General features: G+C 61.9%; 15 protein-coding genes. 8 read left to right on the forward strand and 7 right to left on the reverse strand.

Features of this window, described 5'->3' with window-relative positions:
* Positions 1–31: 31 nt before the first annotated feature.
* Entirely contained in the window at positions 32–934 is a 903-nt protein-coding gene (locus SLW75_RS00200) for a LysR family transcriptional regulator (protein ID WP_065989580.1), read from the forward strand.
* A gap of 66 nt (positions 935–1,000) precedes the next feature.
* Positions 1,001–1,222 (forward strand): hypothetical protein, encoded by a 222-nt coding sequence (locus SLW75_RS00205; protein ID WP_065989581.1) that lies wholly within the window; start codon positions 1,001–1,003, stop codon positions 1,220–1,222.
* 167 nt (positions 1,223–1,389) lie between these two features.
* Here SLW75_RS00205 and SLW75_RS00210 read toward each other — a convergent pair whose 3' ends face one another.
* On the reverse strand, positions 1,390–1,893 hold the full coding sequence (locus SLW75_RS00210; protein ID WP_410933193.1) for a nucleoside 2-deoxyribosyltransferase: 504 nt from the start codon (positions 1,891–1,893) through the stop codon (positions 1,390–1,392).
* A gap of 163 nt (positions 1,894–2,056) precedes the next feature.
* Between SLW75_RS00210 and SLW75_RS00215 the strand changes: the two genes are divergently transcribed.
* Positions 2,057–3,718, forward strand: a complete 1,662-nt coding sequence (locus tag SLW75_RS00215; RefSeq protein ID WP_410933194.1) for a VRR-NUC domain-containing protein — start codon at positions 2,057–2,059, stop codon at positions 3,716–3,718.
* Positions 3,719–4,225: 507 nt separating this feature from the next.
* On the opposite strand, the gene SLW75_RS00220 is transcribed toward SLW75_RS00215, so the two are convergent.
* Genes SLW75_RS00220 through mfd form a run of 3 tightly spaced genes read right to left on the reverse strand, consistent with a single transcriptional unit; the run spans position 4,226 to position 10,958 of the window.
* The gene (locus SLW75_RS00220; RefSeq protein WP_410933195.1) at positions 4,226–6,934 is read right to left on the reverse strand and encodes a DEAD/DEAH box helicase; all 2,709 of its coding nucleotides are present in this window, start codon (positions 6,932–6,934) and stop codon (positions 4,226–4,228) included.
* Positions 6,935–6,947: 13 nt separating this feature from the next.
* The gene (locus SLW75_RS00225; protein ID WP_410933196.1) at positions 6,948–7,484 is read right to left on the reverse strand and encodes a CsiV family protein; all 537 of its coding nucleotides are present in this window, start codon (positions 7,482–7,484) and stop codon (positions 6,948–6,950) included.
* Positions 7,485–7,493: 9 nt separating this feature from the next.
* On the reverse strand, positions 7,494–10,958 hold the full coding sequence (gene mfd, locus SLW75_RS00230; protein WP_410933197.1) for a transcription-repair coupling factor: 3,465 nt from the start codon (positions 10,956–10,958) through the stop codon (positions 7,494–7,496).
* A 169-nt stretch (positions 10,959–11,127) separates the two neighbouring features.
* Between mfd and SLW75_RS00235 the strand changes: the two genes are divergently transcribed.
* A complete protein-coding gene (locus SLW75_RS00235) occupies positions 11,128–12,591 on the forward strand; it encodes a glyceraldehyde-3-phosphate dehydrogenase (protein WP_065989594.1) in 1,464 nt (487 codons plus the stop codon).
* Positions 12,592–12,750: 159 nt separating this feature from the next.
* On the opposite strand, the gene SLW75_RS00240 is transcribed toward SLW75_RS00235, so the two are convergent.
* Positions 12,751–14,043, reverse strand: coding sequence for an MFS transporter (locus SLW75_RS00240; RefSeq protein WP_065989595.1), 1,293 nt, complete (start codon positions 14,041–14,043; stop codon positions 12,751–12,753).
* 297 nt (positions 14,044–14,340) lie between these two features.
* On the opposite strand from SLW75_RS00240, the gene SLW75_RS00245 reads away from it, so the two are divergent.
* Together SLW75_RS00245 and sthA are read left to right on the forward strand one after the other, a co-directional pair.
* Positions 14,341–18,927 (forward strand): dermonecrotic toxin domain-containing protein, encoded by a 4,587-nt coding sequence (locus tag SLW75_RS00245; protein WP_410933198.1) that lies wholly within the window; start codon positions 14,341–14,343, stop codon positions 18,925–18,927.
* 286 nt (positions 18,928–19,213) lie between these two features.
* Positions 19,214–20,608, forward strand: a complete 1,395-nt coding sequence (gene sthA / locus SLW75_RS00250) for a Si-specific NAD(P)(+) transhydrogenase (RefSeq protein ID WP_065989599.1) — start codon at positions 19,214–19,216, stop codon at positions 20,606–20,608.
* 42 nt (positions 20,609–20,650) lie between these two features.
* Here sthA and SLW75_RS00255 read toward each other — a convergent pair whose 3' ends face one another.
* Positions 20,651–21,373 (reverse strand): glycerophosphodiester phosphodiesterase, encoded by a 723-nt coding sequence (locus SLW75_RS00255; RefSeq protein WP_065989601.1) that lies wholly within the window; start codon positions 21,371–21,373, stop codon positions 20,651–20,653.
* Between the two features lie 45 nt (positions 21,374–21,418).
* The gene (locus SLW75_RS00260; protein WP_410933199.1) at positions 21,419–22,012 is read right to left on the reverse strand and encodes a PilZ domain-containing protein; all 594 of its coding nucleotides are present in this window, start codon (positions 22,010–22,012) and stop codon (positions 21,419–21,421) included.
* Between the two features lie 148 nt (positions 22,013–22,160).
* On the opposite strand from SLW75_RS00260, the gene SLW75_RS00265 reads away from it, so the two are divergent.
* Together SLW75_RS00265 and lolD are read left to right on the forward strand one after the other, a co-directional pair.
* Positions 22,161–23,411, forward strand: a complete 1,251-nt coding sequence (locus SLW75_RS00265) for a lipoprotein-releasing ABC transporter permease subunit (RefSeq protein WP_065989603.1) — start codon at positions 22,161–22,163, stop codon at positions 23,409–23,411.
* A gap of 7 nt (positions 23,412–23,418) precedes the next feature.
* A complete protein-coding gene (gene lolD, locus SLW75_RS00270) occupies positions 23,419–24,102 on the forward strand; it encodes a lipoprotein-releasing ABC transporter ATP-binding protein LolD (RefSeq protein WP_167355799.1) in 684 nt (227 codons plus the stop codon).
* The last annotated feature ends 28 nt before the right edge of the window (positions 24,103–24,130 follow it).

Below are 24,130 nucleotides of genomic sequence, written 5' to 3' on the forward strand. Positions count from 1 at the left end.
ATAATCATGAATTGATAACTTTGGTTGATATATGGACCTGCGTGACCTGACCTATTTCGAAACCATCGCCGAGCTCGGTCACCTGGGCCGGGCGGCGGAAAAACTCAATCGCAGCCAGCCGGCGTTGACCAAAAGCATCCAGCGGCTGGAGGAGTCCTTCGGCACCAAGCTGTTCCAGCGCGACGGTCGCCGAATCAAGCTCACGCCGGTGGGGGAACTGCTGCAGGCGCGGGGCAAGGTGCTGCAGCAAAGCATCGCCCAGACCCAGCGCGAGGTGCGCGATTTCGCCAGTGGCGCGGTAGGGGATATCCGTCTGGGCTGTGCGGCGACCATGGCCGAGTACCTGCTGCCCGAGCTGACCAATGCGTTGCTCAAACGCTCGCCTCAAGTGACCCTGAAACTGGTGATCGGTCAGGACGACATGCTGCGCGAACAGCTGCGCTCCGGGCACCTCGACATGATCATCTGCGCCCAGCGCGGCGCCGAAGAGGAGTTCACCTTCTACCCGATCCTGACTGACGAAGCGGTGGTGATCGCCAGTCGTAATCACCCGATCTTTAAGGCGCCGTTCGAGATGCGCGACCTGTGTCGCTATCGCTGGGTGTTACCGCCGTCCGGGGTTTCGTCGCGCATCTGGGTCGACGACGCCTTCGCCCGCCACGACCTGCCACTGCCGGACGTGCAAATCGAATCCAACTCGATTTCCCTGCTGCCCCGACTGATCGCCCAGACCAGTCTGCTGAGTTTCATTGCCCGGGAGACGCTGGAGTTCGGCAAGAACATGCAGGACCTGCGCGAGGTGCAGCTGGAACAAACCACCATGGAACGCACCCTGTGCGTCATGCTGCGCCGCGAAGGCTATCTGTCGCCTGCCGCCCACGCCATGGTGCGGATGCTGCGCGACGACGGCGGATCCTTCCTCAGTTTGTCCTGACCGGTGCTTTTAACCCGCCGGGTGGGTTAGCCTGCACACAGACATTCAACTTCCGGAGCGTCAACGATGCAGGTACAGATCCAGCCACAGACCCGCCAGCCGGGCGCCCACGCCATCGCCTATCTGGCCCACGATGGCGAGCATTTCGGCGGCGATCAGTCGCCCCTCAACGACGCCGATTCCGACGAAGACCGCGACCCGGAGGGCGAACTGGATTTGAGCGAACTGGATCTGGACGAGTTCGCCGACGCTGACAAGCTGGACATCAGTTCGTCGAACCTGGAATAGACGAGGGCGTTGGTGCTCGTATCAAATTCATGACGACACCGCAGATGGATCTGCCATCTGAGGATCTGTGGGAGCGAGCTTGCTCGCGAAGACGGCAGTACATCCGCCAGATATTCAGCGGATGTACCCACCACTTCGCGAGCAAGCTCACTCCTACAGTGTTGGGTTCAGCCAGCCAGATGCGCAGCCAATGCCTCAACCGCCTGCTCCGCCGTCTCGCTACTGCCAGCCCAGGTACACGCCAGCATCAAATTACGCGGCAAACCGAAATCCTCCACCTGAAACCCCTGCGCGTCGAAGCCTGCCGCGTCATGGGCAATTTGCTCGCGCAACGAGCCATTCGCTGCGAAATACGCCCAGACCGGTTTGCCCAGCGCCACGGCCATCCCCACTTCGAACGCCGTGCCTGAATCCGGCTCGGCGCCGCGAAACGGGTCGAGGTTGGCCAGCACCGCGTCGCAGCCTTTGATCATCGCGATATTGGCGTTGCAAATGACCGCGGCGGCCTCTTCAGGCGACGGCCCCTCAGGCACTTTGTTATCAAAAGGGTACAAACCCTCAAGACCGTGCCGAGCGCAGAGGGCTTTCAACGCGCGGCCGTGCTCGATGGCGTCGGCGCGAAACACGTCGAAGCCCGCGAGATAAACGAGGTGTTTGTCAGCGGAAGCCATGACGATCTCCTGAAAAATGCGTGAAGGGAGTGTAGCGGGTGGGCAGCGCTCTTTGGTCCGCGCCGTTGATCGGGCGGGCGCCATCCTACAGCAGTCAGGGCTGGAATCTGTACGGATAACCAGTATCCTGACGCTCTTCCGTCAGCCTTTACGTGACCTCGCCGTGAGCCTTTCCCCCCTCGACAATCCGTTTTATTACCTGGAGAACTTCCGCCAGGTCCTGAACTGGATCGCCCAGCGCTACGACGACCTGCTCGATGAAGACGAGCGTCGCTTCATCGACGATTTTGCCCAGCTGCCGCAGCCGGCACAGGCCTTGCTGGTGCGCATGGTCATGCGCAAAGGCACGCTGTTCCGCGCCAGCAAGCTGGATTACGCCGAGATCGGCGATGTCCGGTTGGCCGCCGCGCCACTGCTGGAATCCGGCTGGGTCGACGGTCAGCCTCATCTGGACATTCACGCTCTGTTCGCGCTGCTGCGCAAAGATGAGCTGGGCCAGTGTTTCAAAGCCCACGGCGTCAAAAGCGCCGAGAAAAAATCCGACCTGCTGCAGCGCCTGCTGCCGATCTACGAATCGCCCCAGCGCCTGGAGCACTGGTTTGCCGGGTTTGAAGAAGTGATCTTCGCCCTCCAGGTCATGCCCCTGTGCGACCGGCTTCGCCTGCTGTACTTCGGCAATCTGTACCAGGAATGGTCGGAGTTTGTCCTGGCGGACCTGGGCATCTATCGCTACGAGAAAGTCGAGTTTTCCGTCGAATCCCGTGGCATCAACCAGCGCGCCGACATCGACACCTGCGTGCACCTGCACAGCTGCCGACAGGCGCTGGACGACGGCATGGCATTGACCGACCTGGCGCCGCAAGCGCTGGCGGTCACGACCGACAACCCCTGGCTGGCCATGCGTCGCGCCAAGCTGTTGTTCAAGATCGGTCAGCAGGCCGAACGCGAACAGGACTGGCCGCTGGCGCTCAGCGTCTACGCGCAGTCCAGCTACCCCGGCGCCCGCGTGCGCAGGATTCGCGTGCTCGAACGCAGCGAGCAATTTCTCGACGCGATGACGTTGCTGCTGGAAGCCCAGTTGGCGCCGGAGAACGACGAAGAAACCCAACACCTGCTGCGCATACAGCCGCGTCTGAAACGCAAGCTGGGCGAGGGCAGCGTGCAGAAACGGTTGAAACGAACGGTCACTCGGCTTGATTTGAGCGTGCTGCCGCTGCCCGATCACAGCGTCGAACGGCTGATCCAGCAGCACCTGGCGGAAGAGGGCAGCGAGGTGCACTACGTCGAGAATGCGCTGGTCAATTCGCTGTTCGGTTTGCTCTGTTGGCGGGCGATCTTCGCGCCACTGCCGGGGGCTTTTTTCCACCCGTTTCACAGCGCACCGAGTGACCTCTACAGCCCGGACTTTTACCAACGCCGCGCAGCCCTGTTCGACGAATGCCTGGCGCAGCTCGACGACCAGCGTTACGAAGCAGTGATCCGCGACACCTACCTCAGCAAATTCGGCCTGCAATCGCCCTTCGTGTTCTGGGGCGCGCTGACCCCCGAACTGCTGGATCAAGCGCTGCATTGCCTGCCGGCGCAACACCTCAAACGCTGGTTCCGCCGCCTGCTGCAAGACATCAAAGCCAACCGCACCGGCATGCCCGACCTCATCCAGTTCTACCCCGAACAACGCCGCTACCGAATGATCGAAGTCAAAGGCCCCGGCGACCGCCTGCAAGACAACCAACTGCGCTGGATCGACTTCTGCGCCGAACACGACATGCCGGTGGTGGTGTGCTATGTGAAATGGGCGGAAGAAGAAGTGCGGGCGGTGGGGTGAGCTGGGATTGGCTGACGCGGGGACAGATTAATTTACGGTGAAGCGCTGTAAATAAATCAGTCCCCTTTAAACACTATGTGAAATGGGCGGAAGAAGAAGTGCGGGCGGTGGGGTGAACTGTGATTGTCTGACACGGGGACAGATTAATTTACGGTGAAGCGCTGTAAATAAATCAGTCCCCTTTAAACCAAAGCCGGTCCTACTAACCGTTTTTGATCTTCATACGCAAAAAGTTCAGACACCGCCAATCGCGACTTGGGTGCAGGCCGAACGCAGACGACGCGGAGTGGGTCGAGCCGCATGGATGCGGCGAGAGCGCCGTCAGGACATGGATGTCCGTTCGGCGCGGGCCCACGGAGCGTCGTCGGAGTGAGGGTACCCTGACGAAGGAAGGGCCCAACCAGGAGCAAGCACCCTTGGTTACTTGGGGTGCTTTTCCAAGTAACTCGCCGAAGGCGAAACAGTCTGCCCCCAGGCAGACGCTCTTGATCCAAAAAATAAGCTGCCTTAGCGCTTCACCTTTTTGGCCACCACCGGCAACGGCGCAAACAACGCCGCAATATCCTCATCCTGCAACTTCCAGTCCCCGGCCTTGCGCCCATCCAGCACACCCGCCGCCAGCGCCGCCTTCTCCTGCTGCAAATGCTGAATCTTCTCCTCCACCGTCCCCCGCGCAATCATCTTGTAAACGAACACCGGCTTATCCTGACCAATCCGATACGCCCGATCCGTCGCCTGATTCTCCGCCGCAGGGTTCCACCACGGATCATAGTGAATCACCGTATCGGCCGCCGTCAGATTCAGCCCCGTGCCCCCCGCCTTCAGACTGATCAGAAAAATCGAATGCTTGCCGCTCTGGAAATCCTGCACCGGCACCCGCCGGTCCTTGGTCTTCCCGGTCAGCAGCGAATACGCGATCCCGCGCTGCTTCAACTCCGCCTCAATCAACTCCAGCATCGACGTAAACTGCGAAAACAACAGAATCTTGCGATTCTCCGCAAACAACTCCTCCAGCATCTCCATCAGGCTGTCCAGCTTGCCCGAACTCGACTGCCGCGGATTGACCGGCGCACTGTTGACCAGCCGCAGGTCACAGCAGACCTGACGCAGCTTGAGCAACGCTTCAAGGATAATGATCTGGCTGCGCCCGACGCCCTTGCGGGTGATCTCGTCGCGGACCTTCTTGTCCATCGCCAGACGCATGGTTTCGTACACATCGCGCTGGGTGTCATTGAGCTCGACCCAATGCACGATCTCGGTCTTCGGCGGCAGCTCGGTCGCCACCTGCTCCTTGGTCCGGCGCAGCAGGAATGGCTTGATCCGCGCATTGAGGTGCTCCAGGCGCTCCTCGTTGCCGAGCTTTTCGATCGGCGTGCGGTAATTGCTGTTGAACTGCTTGGCATCCCCCAGCCAGCCGGGCATCAGGAAATGGAAAAGCGACCACAACTCGCCCAAGTGGTTTTCCAGCGGCGTACCGCTCAGGCACAGACGCTGCCGCGCATTCAACTCACGCGCCGCCTGCGCCGCTTTGCTATTGGGATTCTTGATGTATTGCGCTTCATCAAGCACCAACACATGAAACAGTTGCTGGCTGAGCACTTCGACGTCGCGCGGAAGCAGGGCATAGGTGGTCAGGATCAGGTCGACATCCTGCAGGCGCTTGAAATCCTGATGGCGCTGGGTGCCGAACAGCGCCAGCACCCTGAGTTGCGGCGTGAAGTGCTTCGCCTCGTCCATCCAGTTGGGGATCAGGCTGGTGGGCATCACCACCAGCGCCGGCCGATCGAGACGCCCGGCCTGTTTCTCCAGCAGCAGGTGCGCCAGGGTTTGCAGGGTCTTGCCCAGGCCCATGTCATCAGCGAGCACGCCACCGACTTCCAGCTCGCGCAACGCCTGCATCCAGCTCAGGCCCTCCAGCTGATAAGGCCGCAACGTCGCATTCAGGCCTTCCGGCACCTCGCCGCGCACATCCTTGATGTTCACCAGTCGTTCGGAGAACTGCCGCAGCCGGTCGCCGCCCTGCCACACCAGCGGCAAGTCATCGAGCTGACGGAGCCGCGCGGCGTCCGCAGTATTCAGGCGAATGGCGTTGTTGCCATCCTCGCGCCAGTAGAAATCGCCGAGGGTCGCCAGCACCGGTTTCAATCGGCCATAAGGCAGCGCCACCTGAATCGGCACGCCCCCACGCTGAGTGAAATGGTTGAGCTGAACCAGCAACTGCTCGTCGTCCCGACGCTTGGCGATGCCGCTGGCGGTCATCAATTCCGGGTGGGTGCGCAGCAGGTTGATCAGGATCGGCAGCAGGCTCAGCCGCTCGCCGTTGACGATGATCCCCAGCTCCAGATCGAACCAGTCGCGCTCCGGCTCGTCGTCGACCACGGCGTACCAGTCGTCCACCGGGGTCACGTCGAAGCCGAAGTCTTCGCTCATCTCGACCTGCCAGCCTTCGGCGCGCAACCGGGGCAACTCGTCGAGAATGAAGCTCAGCCAAGCCTTGTCGTTCGGCAGCTCGAACATTTCGCCAGCACTGTCCGGTAGCGCCTTGCTCTGCCGGGTGGCAATGCGAAAGCCCAGCTCCTGGAGCTGTTTGCGGTACACGCCTTCACGCTCCGGATGCCGGCGCATGCGCAGCGTCTCGTCCGGCAAATGCCAGAGGATGTCGCCGCCACGGCCCGGGGCAGGCACGCCGGACACATAGGATTCGCGATAGCGAAACGCCAGGGCGGCGCGGTGCTGGATGTGCCGCTGCATCTTGCCGTTGCGCGGCTCGTAGGCGCTGTACTCGAAGCTGGCGAGAATCAACCGCGGCTCGGGCTTGATGTTCTTTTCCAGGCGCTCGGGCAACTTGGGTTTTTGCTCGACGACGTTCGGCCTGCGCGCAACCGCTTCGCCATCGACCGCTGCCAGAATCCCGGGGCTGTTTTCCGGGGCCTGCAAAAAGAACAGCGCCGCCGCACAGTGTTTGCAGTTGTTTCTGACCGGGCAGGTGCATTTGCCGACGATGAAATTGCGCGTGCGCTCCGGGTCCTTGAACAACAGCGTCTGGGTGTAGTTCTCCAGGCTTGAACCCCGGCACACTGTGCGCACGACATCGCCGCTCAGGTGGTCGAGCATGACGCGCTTCTGCCGCGCGTACTCCAGACCCCGCTCGACTGACTGGGTTTTGAACAGGGGTTCCCACGGCAGGGCGAGGGCTTTTTCCAGGTTGGACGCCACGTCTAGGCCTGCGTCAGCGGGGTGGCTGGACAGGAGAAACCTTGATCAGCATGGCGAGGCTTCCGTTGTCCATGTAAGTAAGTTCTCCGTTTCTGACCCGGGTGGCCTGACGCATGCGTTCGCTGGTCACCAACACGCCATGACTGTCCACCTGGTTGACCCAGAAATTCGCGTCGATGTCAGTGAAGCGCGCCAGACCCAGGCTCACCGTCCCCTCGATGGGGAAGTGCCCGAACTGCTCCTGACCGTCACTGATCGCCACCTTGCTCGGCGTGGCGCTGAGGTCCTGTTGCCAGGCGGTGTGCAGCAGCACTTTATAGCCGTCGCTTGATTCCAGCTTGTTCACCAGGGTGTCCAGCGCTGTGGGCGTCTGGCTGTCCGTGCCCAGCCGCTGCGCCCCATCGGCCCAGTTTTCCGGCGCGGGTTGATTGGTCGCCGCCGGCTCGCCGTTCTGGCGGAACAGGATCAGTTCCACCTGATAGGCGCCATCGGCGAAGGCCGCCGGGGCAAACAGCACCAGCAGCAGGGTGAAGGAGCGGATCAAACCCATGGTGAATCCTTAAGCCGATTTTTTGGAAGGCGGTGGGGTCAGGCGTTCGAACAGCGCCTCCAGCGTGGCAAAGCGTTCTTCGGGGCGCTCCATCGGCACCATGAATTTGAACAGCGTGGCGCCTTCGAACTTGTAGCGTTTGGGCTGGCTCTGGATCAGCTTGATCAGCGTCAGCGGGTCGACCGGGGTCTCGGCCGCGAACTCGATGCGTCCACCCTGGGGCCCGGCGTCGACCTTCTTGATGCCCAGTTGCTCTGCCTTCAGCTTGAGGGACGTCAGCCGCACCAGGTTTTTGGTGGGTTCCGGCAACAGACCGAAGCGGTCGATCATCTCGACCTGCAGGTCCTTGAGGCCCTCTTCATCGGCGGCGTTGGCGATGCGCTTGTACAGAATCAGGCGCGTATGGACGTCCGGCAAATAGGCTTCCGGAATCAGCCCCGGCACCCGCAGATTGACCTCGGGACCGCCACCCAGCGGCTGGTCGAGGTTCGGCTGCTCGCCCTTGCGGATCGACTTCACCGCGCGTTCGAGCATTTCCATGTACAGGGTGAAACCCACCGCTTGAATCTGCCCGCTCTGGCCGTCGCCGAGCAGTTCGCCGGCGCCACGGATTTCCAGGTCGTTGGTGGCGAGCACGAAGCCTGCGCCGAGGTCTTGGGTGTTGGCGATCGCCTCCAGACGCTTCTCGGCATCCGGGGTGATCTGCTTGCGCGGCGGCGTCAGCAGGTAGGCGTAGGCCTGGTGGTGACTGCGCCCGACCCGGCCGCGCAACTGATGCAGCTGGGCCAGACCGAATTTGTCGGCACGTTCGATGATGATGGTGTTGGCGCTCGGCACGTCGATGCCGGTCTCGATGATGGTCGAGGCGATCAGCACGTTGAAGCGCTTGTGGTAGAAGTCGCTCATCACCTGTTCGAGATCACGTTCGTGCATCTGGCCGTGGCCGATGCCGATGCGCGCTTCCGGCACCAGTTCGGCCAGGTCTGCGGCGCATTTCTCGATGGTCTTCACATCGTTGTGCAGGTAGTACACCTGACCGCCGCGCAGCAACTCACGCAGCAACGCCTCTTTCACGGTCGGCTTGTTCTGCTCCATCACGAAGGTGCGCACCGACAGACGACGGGCCGGCGGCGTGGCGATGATCGACAGGTCACGCATGCCGGCCACGGCCATGTTCAGGGTCCGCGGGATCGGCGTGGCGGTGAGGGTCAGAATGTCGACCTCACTGCGCAGGGCCTTGAGCTGTTCCTTCTGACGCACACCGAAGCGGTGCTCTTCGTCGATGATCACCAGCCCGAGGTTTTTGATCTTGACGTCGTCCTGGAGCAACTTGTGGGTGCCGATAACGATGTCGATCTTGCCCTCGGCCAGATCGGCCACGGCGGCGTTGATCTCTTTCGCCGACTTGAAGCGGCTCATCACTTCAACCGTCACCGGCCAGTCAGCGAAACGATCGCGGAAACTGTTGTAGTGCTGCTGGGCGAGGAGGGTGGTCGGCACCAGAATCGCCACCTGGCGGCCGCCGTGCACGGCAATGAACGCCGCGCGCATGGCCACTTCGGTCTTGCCGAAGCCGACGTCGCCACAGACCAGCCGGTCCATGGGCTTGGGCGCGAGCATGTCGGCGCGCACGGCCTCGATGGTGGTCTGCTGATCCGGGGTTTCTTCGAACGGGAAGCCGGCGCTGAAGGTGTCGTAGTCCAGCTTCGGATCGGCGAAGGCATACCCTTCGCGGGCTGCGCGGCGGGCATAGATGTCGAGCAGCTCGGCGGCCACGTCGCGGACCTGTTCGGCGGCCTTGCGCTTGGCTTTCTGCCAGGCTTCCGAACCCAGACGGTGCAAAGGCGCAAGCTCGTCATCGCTGCCGGTGTAGCGGGCGATCAGGTGCAGGTTGGCCACCGGCACGTACAGCTTGGCCTCTTCGGCGTAGGCCAGCATCAGGAACTCGGCGACCTGATTCTCGACCTCCAGCGTTGCCAGCCCCAGATAACGGCCGACCCCGTGATCGATGTGCACCACCGGCGCGCCTTCACGCAGCTCGGCGAGGTTTTTGATCACCGCGTCGCTGGCGTGGCTGTCGGCGCGCTTGTCGCGCCGACGACGCTGCATGACCCGCTGACCGAACAACGGGCTTTCTGCCACCAGCGCCAGCGCCGGCTCCTCCAGCACCAGGCCTTCGTCCAGCGGCGCGATGGTGATCGCCAGACGCTCCTTGCTGTCGACGAACTCCTGCCAGCTGTCCAGGGTTTTCGGGCGCAGCTTCAGGCGTTCGAGCAGCTCCAGCAACACTTCACGGCGACCGGCGGATTCGGCCGTAAACAGCACGCGTCCCGGGAACTCGCCGAGGAACTTCGACAGCGCCGCCAGCGGTTGACTTGCCTTGGCTTCGATCGCCAGATCAGGCAGGACCTGCGCCGGAAAACGCTCGCGGCCAACGCCGCTTTCGACGTCGTCCTGACTGGCGACCACACGCGGCCAGTTTTTCAGGCGGGCGAAACAGTCGTCCACCGGCAGGAACAGCTCGGCCGGTGGCAGCAACGGGCGCTCAGGATCGACACGGCGTTCTTCGTAACGGTTGCGCACGTCCTTCCAGAACGTCTCGGCCGCCGCTTCGATCCCCGGCATCGAGAACACCTGGGTGTCCTGGGGCAGGTAGTCGAACAGCGTGGAGGTTTCTTCGAAGAACAGCGGGATGTAGTACTCGATACCGGCGGGGGTGATGCCGCTGTTCAAGTCCTGGAAGATCGGGCTGCGGCGGAAGTCGACGTCGAAGCGTTCGCGGAAGCGCGCCTTGAAGCGGGTCACGGCTTCCTTCTGCAGCGGGAATTCCTTCGCCGGCAACAGACGCACCGAATCGACCTTGTCGATGGAGCGCTGGGTTTCCGGCTCGAAGGTGCGCAGGGTTTCGATCTCGTCATCGAACAGGTCGATGCGGTAAGGCAGTTTGCTGCCCATCGGGAACAGGTCGATCAGCGCGCCACGGACGGTGAACTCGCCATGCTCATACACCGTGTCGACGTAGCGATAGCCGCTGGCTTCAAGGCGGGTGCGCATGGCATCGACGTCGAGCTTCTGGCCGACGTCGAGCACCAGGCTGCTGCCGAGCAGGAAACTGGTCGGCGCCAGACGGTGCAGGGCCGTGGTGATCGGCACCACCAGCACGCCGTGCACCAGCTCCGGCAGCCGGTACAGGCTGGCAATGCGCTGGGAGATGATGTCCTGATGGGGCGAGAACAGGTCGTAGGGCAGGGTTTCCCAATCGGGGAAATGCAAGACCGGGAGATCAGGGGCAAAAAACTTCAGTTCCTGTTCCAGTCGCTCGGCGCTCTGGCTGTCTGCGGTGAGCAGCAGGGTGAAGCGTTTCGCGGCGCTGGCAGCCTCGGCGATGGCGAGACTCAGGGCGGCACCGGGGAGGTTACCCCAATGTTGTTTGCCTGCTGCAGCAGGCAGAATCGGAAGGCGCAGAACGGGCACGGAAGTTAAAGCTCCAGGCGTTGCGGCAAAGCCGGGGAGTGTAACTAATCCGCAGAGACGCTGTCAGTTTTGTGCGCCGGGAATTATGTAGTGCTCCAGGTCGTGAAAAGTCTGGATTGCTCATAAACAAAGGCCTGTGCATAATGTAGTCCCTTTTTTCAGCCCCTACATGTGGAAGGTTCCCGTGACTCAGAAGCCCGACCAGTGTCTTGGTGAATGGATCGATCGTGAAGCCCTCGCCGAGGCGATGATCCCGCTTATCGGTCAGCTCTACCGCAATAATAATGTGGTGAGTTCGATCTATGGCCGCAGCCTGATCAACCGTTCAGTCATCGCGATTCTCAAAGCACACCGCTTTGCGCGTCACCGCCAGGCTGACGCCAGCGAGTTGTCCGTACACGAGACGTTCCCCCTCGTCAAAGCCATGAGCGAGCTCAAGCTGGGCGCCGCTTCCGTGGACCTGGGCAAGCTGGCGGTGAAGTACAAGGCCGAGGCCAATGGCCGCACCCCTGAAGAGTTCATCCGCGAAGAAATGGCCGAGGTCATCGGTCAGCAGAATTCCGGTGAGCGCAAGGGCACTGACGTCGTACTGTACGGCTTCGGCCGCATCGGTCGTCTGCTGGCACGCATCCTGATCGAAAAAACCGGTGGCGGCGACGGCCTGCGTCTGCGCGCCATCGTGGTCCGCAAGGGCGCTGAAAACGATCTGGTCAAGCGCGCGAGCCTGCTGCGCCGCGACTCGGTCCACGGTCCTTTCGACGGCACCATCACCATCGATGAAGCCAACAACACCATTTGCGCCAACGGCAACCTGATTCAGGTGATCTACGCCAAGAACCCGGCCGAGGTGGATTACACCCAGTACGGTATCAAGGACGCGCTGCTGGTCGACAACACCGGTGTGTGGCGCGATGCCGAGGGCCTGGGCCAGCACCTGCAATGCCCGGGCATCGACCGCGTGGTTCTGACTGCGCCGGGCAAGGGCAAACTGAAGAACATCGTGCACGGCATCAACCATCAGCAGATCACCGCTGATGACAAGATCATCTCGGCGGCGTCCTGCACCACCAACGCCATCGTGCCGGTGCTCAAGGCAGTCAACGACAAGTTCGGCATCGTCAACGGTCACGTCGAAACGGTTCACTCGTACACCAACGACCAGAACCTGATCGACAACTTCCACAAGGGCGATCGCCGTGGCCGCAGCGCTGCGCTGAACATGGTCATCACCGAAACCGGTGCGGCCACCGCTGCAGCCAAGGCCCTGCCCGAGCTGGCCGGCAAGCTGACCGGCAACGCGATCCGCGTTCCAACGCCAAACGTGTCCATGGCCATCCTCAACCTGAATCTGGGCACTGCGACCACCCGCGAAGAGATGAACGAGTACCTGCGCCACACTGCGCTGTATTCGGATCTGCACAAACAGATCGACTTCGTGAACTCCCTGGAAGTGGTCTCCACCGACTTCGTCGGCTCGCGTTACGCCGGTGTGGTGGATGCCGAAGCGACCATCGCCATGGATAACCGCGTTGTGCTGTACGTCTGGTACGACAACGAATTCGGCTACAGCTGCCAAGTGGTCCGCGTGATGGAAGAAATGACCGGGGTCAACCCGCCAGCGTTCCCGAAGTAGGTTGAAAGCAGCGGCAAGCGCTAAGCCGCAAGCTGCAAGCTGCAAGCTGCAAGCTGAACTGCGAAGTAAAAAAACGCCCCGACTGGTTCGGGGCGTTTTTGTTTTTACTTGCTGCTTGAAGCTTGCCGCTTGCCGCTTGTCGCTTATAGCTCTCGGCGATCAGCCGACCGCTGTCACACCCTGAATCCGCGTCTGACCCTTGCGGAACAGCACCAGCGTGGCGATCAGGCCCAGCACCGCCGCACCGCTCAGCCAGATGCCCGGTGCGGCTTTATTGTCCAGCACGTGAATCAGGTAAGTACAGGCCGCCGGCGTGAAGCCGCCGAACGTCGCAGTCGCCAGGCTGTAGGCCAGGGAGAAGCCGGTGGTGCGTACTTCGACCGGCATGATTTCGGTCAGGGAAACCACCATCGCGCCGTTGTACGAGCCGTACAGGAAGGACAGCCACAGCTCGACCATCAGCAGGTTGCCGAAGCTCGGGTTGGCGGTCAGCCAGGACAGGGCAGGGTACGCCGTGATGATCGCCAGAATGGTCGCCGCCAGCAGCAGGGGCTTGCGGCCGATCCGGTCCGACAGCGCACCCATAACCGGCAGCCAGATGAAGTTCGAGATACCGACGCAGACGGTCACCAGCAAGCTGTCCAGATCAGACAGGTGCAGCTCGTTTTTGCCGAACGTCGGGGTATAGGCGGTGATCAGGTAGAACGACACGGTGGTCATGACCACCAGCGCCATGCCGGCGATGACCAGACCGAAGTTCTGACCAATCGACTTGACCACTTCGCCCAGGCTTGGGCGGTGGTGTTGCGCGCGGGCTTCGAACTCAGGGGTTTCTTCGAGGGAACGGCGGATCACGAAGATCGCCGGAACGATCAGGCAGCCAATCAGGAACGGCACGCGCCAGCCCCATTGGCCCATGTCTTCCGGGCTCAGCCAGTGGTTCAGGCCGACGCCCAGCAGACCGGCGAAAACCACCGCGGCCTGTTGGCTAGCCGACTGCCAGCTGACGAAGAAGCCCTTGCGGCCCGGCGTGGAAATCTCCGCCAGATAAACCGAGACGCCGCCCAGTTCAACCCCGGCCGAGAAGCCTTGCAGCAGGCGGCCAATCAACACCAGGATCGGTGCAGCAACGCCCAGGGTCGCGTAACCCGGCACGCAGGCAATCAGCACCGTACCCATGGCCATCATCGCCAGCGTAATCACCAGGCCTTTTTTCCGGCCGTGATGGTCGATGTAGGCGCCGAGGAAAATGGCACCCAGCGGGCGCATGAGAAAGCCGGCGCCAAAGGTCGCCAGCGACAGCATCAACGATGCGAATTCACTGTCGGCGGGGAAGAAGGTTTTGGCGATGGCCGTGGCGTAAAAGCCATAGACCATGAAGTCAAACATTTCAAGGAAGTTGCCGCTCACAACGCGAAATATCGCCTTGCCTTTGCCCGTGTTCGAGGCCATCTGGAATTACTCACTTAAGCTGTCTAGCTGGGGGGATCCGTTGTATTTATGCGTCCTCTGCTGCGGCGCCCGCGCTTGGCCTCGGGCGCCCCAGATTTGTAACGATATGTGTAAAGCTGGCGGTTGGCAATCAGAACGCCCCGCCCATCGACCACGGACCTCCCGCTGCGCCCACGCGAAAACAATATTTATGTATCCCATCGATGGGCTCATTCCCGGTTTAACTCCCCGCAAATTCTCTCAGTGCCTGACAGGCCCCTGAGAGATCCTCAATCCCTTGCACGAGTTAACCGGCAAATGAGCCCGAAATTTGACCTGATTGCTGCGGCTTCCCGGCGACCGACCCTGAATGACGTCGCGATCAAGCAGCTGCATTGCGCAGTGCAACAACAATTCCCGAACCTTGAAATCGATCCCGAGATTTCCGTCATCACCCGTACGGGACCCGACGGCATTCAGCGCGCGGAAACCCTGCTCAAAAATCTTCAGCAGGCATTTCTGACAAGGAAAACCCCACGCTGGCGCGCCGGCGCCAACACATTTGTCATCGATCCCGCCGTCCGGGACGCGACTGCGACGCCAATCGATCTTGACCAACTGAATATCCTGGTCGATACAGTTGCTCTGGACCTGAACGACCAGTTTCAGCGAGCGACGGTGGAATTCTGGGGCGCGTCGGCGGCAGACGGGCAAACCCTCTGGGCACGCCTCGCCGATGCGTTGAAGAAGGGTTATCTGAAGGCGCTGGACGACACCCCGGGGTTGCCCGAAAACGAGGGGGATTTCCTGCGTCCCCTCGCTTCTTTTTCCGATCAGACCCAGCGCAATTTCATGGTGAGTCTGGACAAGGCCCATCCGGACGATGTCATTCGCGCCTGCATCCCCCAGGCAGTGGACGCCTCGTCACCGGCGTCAGTGCTGCCCGTGCTGGCGGCGACCGGTGTCTGGGGCGGCACGGAGATGTTCTTCACCTGGCAGTCGCCGGGCCTCCTGGTCAGGCATGGCTCGCTGACTGAGCTGATAGCCAGCATCGATATTCCTCAGTCCGTCGCCCATCCCCAGGCCTGGGCGCTGCGCGAGGTTGAGGGTGATCTGTTCTGCGCGCTGGCTCAGTCGATACTGGCCCATCAACTGCAGCAGATCGCCCGGCTGGACGCCGCCGACGCGGAAGATTTTGCTGATCTCGATCGCCGTATGGCCGCTGCCACCGACATCACGCCTTTTCTGCTCCCGGCCGTCCCCGGGATGCAAAGCCCCGAGACGCTTCCGGACTGGTTGCGCAACGCCAATGTTGCCGACCGAATGGATCTCAGCCGTCGAATGATTGCCGTGGCGAGCGCTGCGTCGGGGGCACCCGGCACGTTTAACCAAGACCTTCCGCCATTGCTGGATTACGCCAGCCAGCAACTGCAGCGTGAAATGCTCGCCGATCACCCGGAGGCCGCGGATCTGCTGATCGCCGATCTGGACGTAGTTATCCGCAAAGTGATCGCCGCTGCCATTCCCAGCGGTGGTCAAGTGGTCGCCTCAGGCCTGGTCGAGCCCGTACGCATGAGCCTTGCCGAGTTTGCGCTGGAAAACCTTTCCGGCGAGCCGGCCGGTGCGCTGCACGTCGTGCACAGGGACGGCACGCCGGCGCCGGACTGGTTCAGTGGCGATTATCTGCGGTTGCTCGTGTGTCAGGTGGACATCGGGCGCCACTATCCGGCGCTGCTGAAACGGGTGTTGGTGACTGACCCCGTTGAGTCCGCCAAGCGACAGGGGGCGTATATTGCCCAGCTTCGCGCTCAACTGCCTCTGCAGGCGCTGGAGCTGAAAATGCGTGGAGAAGGGCATTTCTGCGACAGCGCCTATCAGCACGTTATCGCCCTCGTGCAGCCGCCGCAGCAGCGCCCTCCAGCGCTGCGCAACACGACCCTGCGTCCGCTGGCCTTCCACGCAACGGCGGGGTCCCAGGCGGATGAGGTCGCCAACATGTTCGTGATCGGTGATCGCGATACGACCCGAGGACCGGTGTTGCTGTACCGGCCGTTTTCCCGCCAGTCGCTGACTGAGTTCACGTCCTGGGCTGCGCTGCGTACCGCGATTGTCGAGCCGGGCGAACTTCAGGACGACGTACTGACGTGGATGGACGATCACGCACGGCAGATCTACGCCAATGGCGGCTTTGATCAGCCCCATGTCGTGCGCTTCGGCCAGGGGTCGGAGTTCGCGCCCCTGGAGACGCCGGCGCCTGCACAGCTGGCGGTCGACGAAGTCGTCGGTGATCCGCTGGTCGCGCTGTTCAAGGCCAATGCGTCCGCACTGATCCAGCTGGCGGACAGGCAGTCCACCTCCAACGCCGAAAGCCGCTGGGCGCTGCTCAAACGTGGCGGCTGGCTGGCGCTGGAATCGCTCATGCCTTTCATGTCGGGGCCGGTCGGCCACGCGCTGTGGCTGGTTCAACTGATGAGCGAAACCCAAGGGGCCCTGGCTGAAGACGGCAATGCCACTGCCAGCGAACGCAGGGAATCCATGGGCAACGTGCTGCTGACGGTGGCGATGCTGCTGTTGCACAGCTCGCTGGGCGAGGCCGCCATCCCCGGTCGCCAGCGCGTTGCCCGGGTTGTGCGACCGACGCTGGCGGATCTGCTCACAGCGGCGTCGACGCCTTCAAGCGCTTCAAGCGCGTCGACCCCGATCATTCCGGCCCCCGCGCCTGATCCTGTTGCCATGCCGGCCAACCTTGAAAACCGGCTCGACTTCACCTGGTCTCGACCCGATCAGAGCCTGACTACGGTGCAGAAGCTCGCGCTGCGGTCGTTCGAAATTCTGCCGACGCCCGAGCTGCCGCAGCCGTCGGACGCTCCTGGCACCCACGGTCTGTATGAGCAGGACGGCGCCTGGTATGCCCACGTCGACAACGCCGTCTTCAGGGTTCAGGTCGATGATGGTGACGTGCAGATTGTTCATCCCCACAACCTTGAACGCACCGGGCCATGGCTGATGCGCGAGGGTGATGTGTGGCGTCTGGACCTCGGGCTGCGACTGCGTGGCGGAGGGCCCAAGCGCAGCGCCCGGCAGTTGGCCCTGGAAAATGCCGCCCGGCTCAAGCGCGTCAACGCCGAGAAGTCCGAGCTGCTGAAGCGTCAGAACGATCTGTACATTCGCATTGTGGCGAACGACAACCGCATTGATGCCACGCCCCTCGAACAGCACCACGAGGTCATTGCGCTGATCGAGACAGACGTCCGTGCCGTGATGGAGATCATTGACCGCAAAAACGAGCTCGACCAGTCGCTGCGTCCTGCCGACCGCACCCCGGACAAAACCTATGCCACGGACCTGCAAGGCATCGCCCGGCGGATTTGTTTGCTGGAGGGCGTGCTGCTCAGCGACATGCTCGTCGTGGCCCAAGAAGACCTGGCCCGGATGCGCGCGGTGTCCAGAACCGTTTCGCCGGAGAATGTGGGGCTTTATCTGGGGTTGTTCGAAAAGTCCCTGGTGCTGCAAGAGAGCGGCGTGCACTGGGCGATGATCAGAGAGGGGCTGTGGCAAAGGTTGCGCGAGGTGCCAAAGGTGGGCGAGGCCTACTGGCGTACGGAGGCGCTGGAGTTCTACAACAACCGCATGTTCTCCCTGATTGATTGGCGCGCCAGTCGCATGTGGTCGTCCCTGGAGTTGTGTTTCAGTGCCGAGAGCGTCCTCGATACCCAAAGAGCTGTCAGGTTCAAGCGTCTGCTCGACGACGACTCGCTGCACGCCGCACTCACCTCCCAGGCGGAGCTGGAAAGGCCTCACGATTACACGATCGCTGAACAGATCGGCGTGCTGGAGAGCTCGCTCAGGGAGTATGACCGGGCCTCGATCGTCGCCCTGGCCACCTTCGAGAGTGAGCCCGAGGTGGTCAATCCCACGCACTTTCACCGGTTTTTCGAAGACCTGTCGGCGATTTCCGATCGGGCCGAGCATCGGCTGTCGGCCCTGATACGCGAGAGCGAGGAACCCGCCGATACGCCTGCGGAATATGTCCCGAGGGTCAGGCAGACTCGCAAGCGAGTCATCAAGACCCGAGGGCAGCGCACATTGATCGGCCGACTGCGTGAAGGCGAAGAGCCCTCACTGGGTGAAGTCGTTGAGGTCAAGGCGGCCACCGGTGATCGCGTGGTCGGCGCGTACCACCAGCATGCGGAGGGGGAATGGGTCGAAATTGAGGAGCAGCCACGCAAGCCGGTCAATCGCGACAGCATCGTTCCACTGGCAGAGCTCATGCGTCGAAGCCGCGCCCTGCTGGAACGGGTGGAGCCCGAGATTGCCAGCGCGGTGCGTCAGTCACGCCGTGCCAACGAGCCCGAGGACATGGAAGACATCCTGGTGCAGAAGGCCGACAAGCTTGGCGAGCTGGTGGAAAAACTGCAGATCCATCTGGACGACCCCGATGCGGGAGAGGACGGCGCTCGGTCGCTGCAGGCGGTGCTCGACGATTTGCAGGCGGGCCAGTCGCGGTTTCGCGAGCAGGGGCGCCAGCTGCGTATCGAGATGATCAAGCGCCAGCCGCCGACGGCCAGTCGCATCAGTTATCTGGATCGCCAGCACGAGGTGCACATCGCCCGGGTGGAGGGGAGGAAAAACATGTCGGGGGCCCGTCGCAACGATTTTGTGCAGGAGTATGCGATCCGCGACAAGGACGACCACCTCCTGTGGTGGGCGCATTTTCACTACGCCACTGAGCACGCGGCGGCGGATGCCTTCACTGCCGCGCACCTTAAACTCCCGGAACAGCGGCTTATGGGTTACAGCGCGATGCTCAAGGCCGCCAAGGACAACAAGGAAGTGGTGAGCATTTATCGCAGCGCCATCGGCAAGGAACTGGCGCAGCGGTTGTTTCTGCATCTGGCCGAGTAATTCCTCAGGCCAGGGCAAAGGCAGATGCCTGGGCGTGCGATTTTTTTAGGATTCGTCACGCAAGGGATTTATCATCCGCAGCAATTCGGCGGTCGAGTGAGGTTTCCAGCACTCGACCCGCGACTGCGCAGAGAAGTCTGCCGGGGGACGCGACCAAGGGTTAATGGTCGTTTGTCCTCGTTGAGACTAGACTGCGCCGCGAGTTTCGATCCTTCATGCCGCCCGCGGCGGCATGATTCAGCCAGAGGCACCAGAGTGGTGTCTCGGCCAGTTCTGAGGAGTACGCATGGCTGTCTACAACTACGACGTGGTAGTGCTGGGTTCGGGCCCGGCGGGTGAAGGCGCGGCGATGAACGCTGCCAAGGCCGGGCGCAAGGTCGCAATGGTCGACAGCCGCCGGCAGGTCGGCGGCAACTGCACCCACCTGGGCACGATCCCGTCGAAGGCCCTGCGTCACTCGGTCAAACAGATCATCCAGTTCAACACCAACCCGATGTTCCGCGCCATCGGTGAGCCACGCTGGTTTTCCTTCCCGGACGTTCTGAAGAACGCCGAGAGGGTCATCAGCAAGCAAGTGGCGTCGCGCACCGGTTACTACGCCCGCAACCGTGTCGACGTGTTCTTCGGCACCGGCAGCTTTGCCGACGAGCGCAGCATCGACGTGGTCTGCAACACCGGAATCGTGGAAAAACTGGTCGCCAATCAGATCATCATCGCCACCGGCTCGCGGCCTTATCGCCCGGCCGATATCGATTTTTCCCACAAGCGCATCTACGACAGCGACACCATCCTCAGCCTCGGTCACACACCACGCAAACTGATCATCTACGGCGCAGGCGTCATCGGCTGCGAATACGCGTCGATTTTCAGCGGTCTCGGCGTCGAGATCGAACTGATCGACAACCGTGACCAGTTGCTGAGCTTCCTCGACTCGGAAATCTCGCGGGGCCTGAGCTATCACTTCAGCAACAACAACGTGATGGTTCGCCACAACGAAGAATACGAGCGCGTTGAAGGGCTGGACAACGGCGTGATTCTGCACCTCAAGTCCGGCAAGAAGGTCAAGGCCGACGCTTTGCTGTGGTGTAACGGCCGTACCGGCAACACCGACAAGCTGGGTCTGGAGAACGTCGGCATCAAGGCCAACGGTCGTGGACAGATCGATGTCGACGAAGCCTACCGCACCAGCCAGCCGAACATTTATGGCGCCGGCGACGTGATTGGCTGGCCGAGTCTGGCCAGCGCAGCTTATGACCAGGGTCGTTCGGCGTCGGGCAGCGCGGTCGACAACGGTGCGTGGCGCTTCGTCAACGATGTGCCGACCGGGATCTACACCATTCCCGAGATCAGCTCCATCGGTCAGAACGAACACGACCTCACCATCGCAAAAGTGCCGTACGAAGTGGGCAAGGCGTTTTTCAAGAGCATGGCCCGCGCGCAGATTTCCCACGAGCCGGTCGGCATGTTGAAAATCCTGTTCCACCGGGAAACCCTGCAGATCCTGGGCGTGCACTGCTTTGGCGACCAGGCATCGGAGATTGTGCACATCGGTCAGGCGATCATGAATCAGCCGGGCGAGGCGAACACCCTCAAGTACTTCGTCAACACCACGTTCAACTACCCGACCATGGCCGAGGCTTATCGGGTAGCGGCGTACGACGGCCTTAACCGGCTTTTTTGAGCGGCTCCGGCCGGTGGCCTGAGCCGGCCGGGGAGACCGATTTCAGTACTTCCCAAGGGTGGCGCTGGCCAAACCGGGAAAGTCTGTAATCAGGCTGTCAACGCCGAAGTCAGCGAGCCTGCGCATGAGCGCGGGCTCATTGACTGTCCAGACAGACACGTGCAGGCCCTGATTCTGTGCTTTCTTCAGGCGCTCTGGCGTGCACAGCGTCCAGTTCAGCGCGAGGATTTCGCAGCCATACCCCTGAGCCACTTTCAGCGGGTCGAGCCAGGCGTATTCGGCCACCAGCCCGCGTGAGATGTCCGGCGTCAGCTCCAAAGCTGCGCGCAGCACTTCCCGGGAACTCGACGTGATGGTTACTTTGTCCAGCAACCCGTGGCGCTGAGCCATTTCGCGGATGGCCAGCACGGTCGTCGCCGCACGGGTGCGCGACGCGCTTTTGACTTCCAGCTGCCAGTGGTCGAAGGGGCACTGTTCGAACAGTTCTTCCAGACGAGGAATGGGGCAGGGCTGCACCCAGCCCGGTCCGCCCTTGCGCGCGTCGTAGGTGACCAGATCGGCGGCATCGTGTTCGACGACCTTGCCGCGCCGGTCGGTGGTGCGCTTGAGCGTCGGGTCGTGGATCACCATCAGCTCGCCGTCGCGGGACAGATGCAGGTCCAGTTCGCAGCGTTTGACGCCGTGTTTGAGGCATTCCTGAAAGCTGGTGAGGGTGTTTTCCGGTGCTTCGCCCTTGGCGCCGCGGTGGCCGTAAATAATGGTCACAATCACTCCTTGGTACGCATAGCGCTGGAATAAGTCGAGCTGGAATCAGTTGGGCTTGACGTCTGGGTCACTTTGCTCACGGGCCAGGCGTCGCTGCGCGGCTTGTCGTTGCAGGATGTGTCGGGCAAGCAATTGGCGCTGGGCATCGGTGAGGTCGATCCACTCGCTGCCGACGTCAAAATCGCCGATGGCCAACGCATCGCAATGTGTCACCCGGGCGCGCAGCATCATCCCCGAAGCCTGGGGCATCAGCACCATTTTCACCGACAGCAAGGTGCCGGGCGGGAAGGGTTGAGGGGTCACGAATTGCAGACCGCCCTCGGACATGATCACGCGCTGAGGGGCGCCCAGCTTGCCCAATGCGGTGTGCGCAACCACTTGACCGAGCAGGTCGATGCGTTTGCTCATGGCCCGAAGGAAGCTGTTGGTGGTGCGGTCGCGATCATCCAGCTGACGCAGCAGGTGCTGGGATTCGAACTCGGCGACGTGCAATTCGCTCAGCAGATCGAACAGCGTGGAAGTGTCGTGATGGCCAGGTTCATCTCCCGTGTCCGGGCCGGCGATGCGGTTAATTTCCAGTGCGACGCTGTCCTCGATACGGTAGTATTCGCGGCGTTCTTCTTCATCTAGTGTCGGCATGGCGAACCCATGGTAGCGGCGATTGTCAGAGTGATTGCTCAAAATCATGGCTCGGCTTTTCGAGCATGATTCGGCGGTGATTCGAGTGTAAAGCCGCTGGCCCAGGCCCGCCACAAGGACGTTCCCATTCCTTCGAACAAGCCCCTAAATGTTCAGACCTCTTTTTGTATTTATCGGTACGCGCTACACCCGTGCCAAACGTCGTAATCATTTTGTCTCTTTCATTTCCCTGACGTCGATGATCGGCCTCGCCCTGGGCGTGGTGGTGATGATCGTCGTGCTCTCGGTCATGAACGGCTTCGACCACGAGATGCGCACCCGCGTGCTGGGCATGGTGCCCCACGCGACCATTGAGTCCGGCGAGCCGATCAATGACTGGCAGGCCCTGGCCGCCCGCGTCAAACAGAATAAACAGGTCGAAGCCGTTGCGCCGTTTACCCAGATGCAAGGCCTGCTGACCAACAACGGCAACGTGCAGAAGATCCTGCTCAACGCCATCGACCCGGCGCAGGAGCGCAAGGTGTCGATCATCGACGGCTTCATGAAGCAGGGCAGCCTCGACGATCTGGTCGCGGGCGGCTTCGGCGTGGTGATCGGCGACAAGGCCGCGACCAAGCTCGGGGTCGGCATGGGCGACAAAGTCACCTTCGTGTCACCCGAAGTCACCGTGACCCCGGCGGGCATGTTCCCGCGCATGAAGCGCTTCACCGTGGTCGGCATCTTTCATGTCGGCGCCGGCGAGCTGGACGGCTACCTGGGCGTTACCAACCTGCAGGATCTGGCGCGGCTGCACCGCTGGAAGCCGGATCAGGTGCAGGGCTTGCGCCTGAAGTTCACCGACCTGTTCAAGGCGCCGCGCACGGCGTACGACATCGCCCAGAATCTCGGCGAGCATCAGTATTACTCCCGTGACTGGACCCGCACCCACGGCAACCTGTATCAGGCGATCGGCATGGAGAAATCCATTATCGGCCTGCTGCTGTTGCTGATCGTGGCCGTGGCGGCGTTCAACATCATTTCCACGCTGGTCATGGTGGTCAACGACAAGCGCGGCGACATCGCCATTTTGCGCACCCTGGGCGCGACCCCGGGCCAGATCATGGCGATCTTCATGGTCCAGGGCACGGTTATCGGCGTGGTCGGAACATTGATCGGCGCCGGTGTCGGCATTCTTGCGGCGCTCAACGTCAGTTCGGCGATCTCGGCGCTGGAAGGCCTGATCGGTCACAAGTTTCTCAATGCGGATGTCTACTTCATCGACTATCTGCCTTCGCAATTGATGGCCCAGGACGTGCTGCTGGTATGCGGCGCGGCGCTGGTCCTGAGTTTCCTCGCCACCCTGTATCCAGCCTGGCGTGCTGCGCGCACCCAGCCGGCGGAGGCGCTACGTTATGAGTGAGTCGGGCATGAGTGATAAAGCTGTACTGAGCTGCCGCAACCTGGGCAAGTCCTACGAGGAAGGTCCGGAATCCGTGGTCGTCCTGTCGGGGCTGCAACTGGAGTTGCACCCGGGCGAACGCGTGGCGATCGTCGGCAGTTCGGGGTCGGGCAAAAGTACCTTGCTCAACTTGCTCGGCGGCCTCGACACGCCGACCGAAGGCAGTGTCTGGCTGGCGGGCGAAGAGCTCTCGGCGCTGAACGAGAAGGCCCGCGGCCTGCTGCGCAATCGCGCCCTTGGCTTCGTCTATCAGTTCCACCACTTGCTGGCCGAGTTCACTGCGCTGGAAAACGTCTGCATGCCGCTGCTGATCGGCAAGACGCCGATTCCGGAAGCGCGTCAGCGCGCAACCGCCCTGCTGGAGCGGGTAGGGCTCAAACATCGACTGGCGCACAAGCCATCGGAGTTGTCGGGTGGCGAACGCCAACGGGTGGCGATTGCCCGCGCGCTGGTCAACCAGCCGGGTCTGGTCATGCTCGACGAGCCCACCGGCAACCTCGATTCGCATACCGCCCAAGGGATTCAGGACCTGATGCTGGAACTCAGCACGTCGTCGCGCACCGCTTTTCTGGTGGTGACCCACGACATGACGCTGGCCCGGCAGATGGACCGCGTGTGGCGTCTTGAAGAAGGCCGTCTGGTCGAAGCCTGACCCGCACAACCGGTGCCTTTCGGGCATC

The sequence above is a fragment of the Pseudomonas sp. W5-01 genome, from assembly GCF_046540435.1.
In the GTDB taxonomy this organism is placed as follows: Bacteria; Pseudomonadota; Gammaproteobacteria; order Pseudomonadales; family Pseudomonadaceae; genus Aquipseudomonas; species Aquipseudomonas graminis_B.

Bases quoted from the DNA above. Each gene is read 5' to 3' on its own strand.
- SLW75_RS00200 (WP_065989580.1), top strand. From the start codon at position 32: ATGGACCTGCGTGACCTGACCTATTTCGAAACCATCGCCGAGCTCGGT.
- SLW75_RS00205 (WP_065989581.1), top strand. From the start codon at position 1,001: ATGCAGGTACAGATCCAGCCACAGACCCGCCAGCCGGGCGCCCACGCC.
- SLW75_RS00210 (WP_410933193.1), bottom strand. From the start codon at position 1,893: ATGGCTTCCGCTGACAAACACCTCGTTTATCTCGCGGGCTTCGACGTG.
- SLW75_RS00225 (WP_410933196.1), bottom strand. From the start codon at position 7,484: ATGGGTTTGATCCGCTCCTTCACCCTGCTGCTGGTGCTGTTTGCCCCG.
- SLW75_RS00235 (WP_065989594.1), top strand. From the start codon at position 11,128: ATGTGGAAGGTTCCCGTGACTCAGAAGCCCGACCAGTGTCTTGGTGAA.
- SLW75_RS00240 (WP_065989595.1), bottom strand. From the start codon at position 14,043: ATGGCCTCGAACACGGGCAAAGGCAAGGCGATATTTCGCGTTGTGAGC.
- SLW75_RS00245 (WP_410933198.1), top strand. From the start codon at position 14,341: ATGAGCCCGAAATTTGACCTGATTGCTGCGGCTTCCCGGCGACCGACC.
- sthA (WP_065989599.1), top strand. From the start codon at position 19,214: ATGGCTGTCTACAACTACGACGTGGTAGTGCTGGGTTCGGGCCCGGCG.
- SLW75_RS00260 (WP_410933199.1), bottom strand. From the start codon at position 22,012: ATGCCGACACTAGATGAAGAAGAACGCCGCGAATACTACCGTATCGAG.
- SLW75_RS00265 (WP_065989603.1), top strand. From the start codon at position 22,161: ATGTTCAGACCTCTTTTTGTATTTATCGGTACGCGCTACACCCGTGCC.
- lolD (WP_167355799.1), top strand. From the start codon at position 23,419: ATGAGTGATAAAGCTGTACTGAGCTGCCGCAACCTGGGCAAGTCCTAC.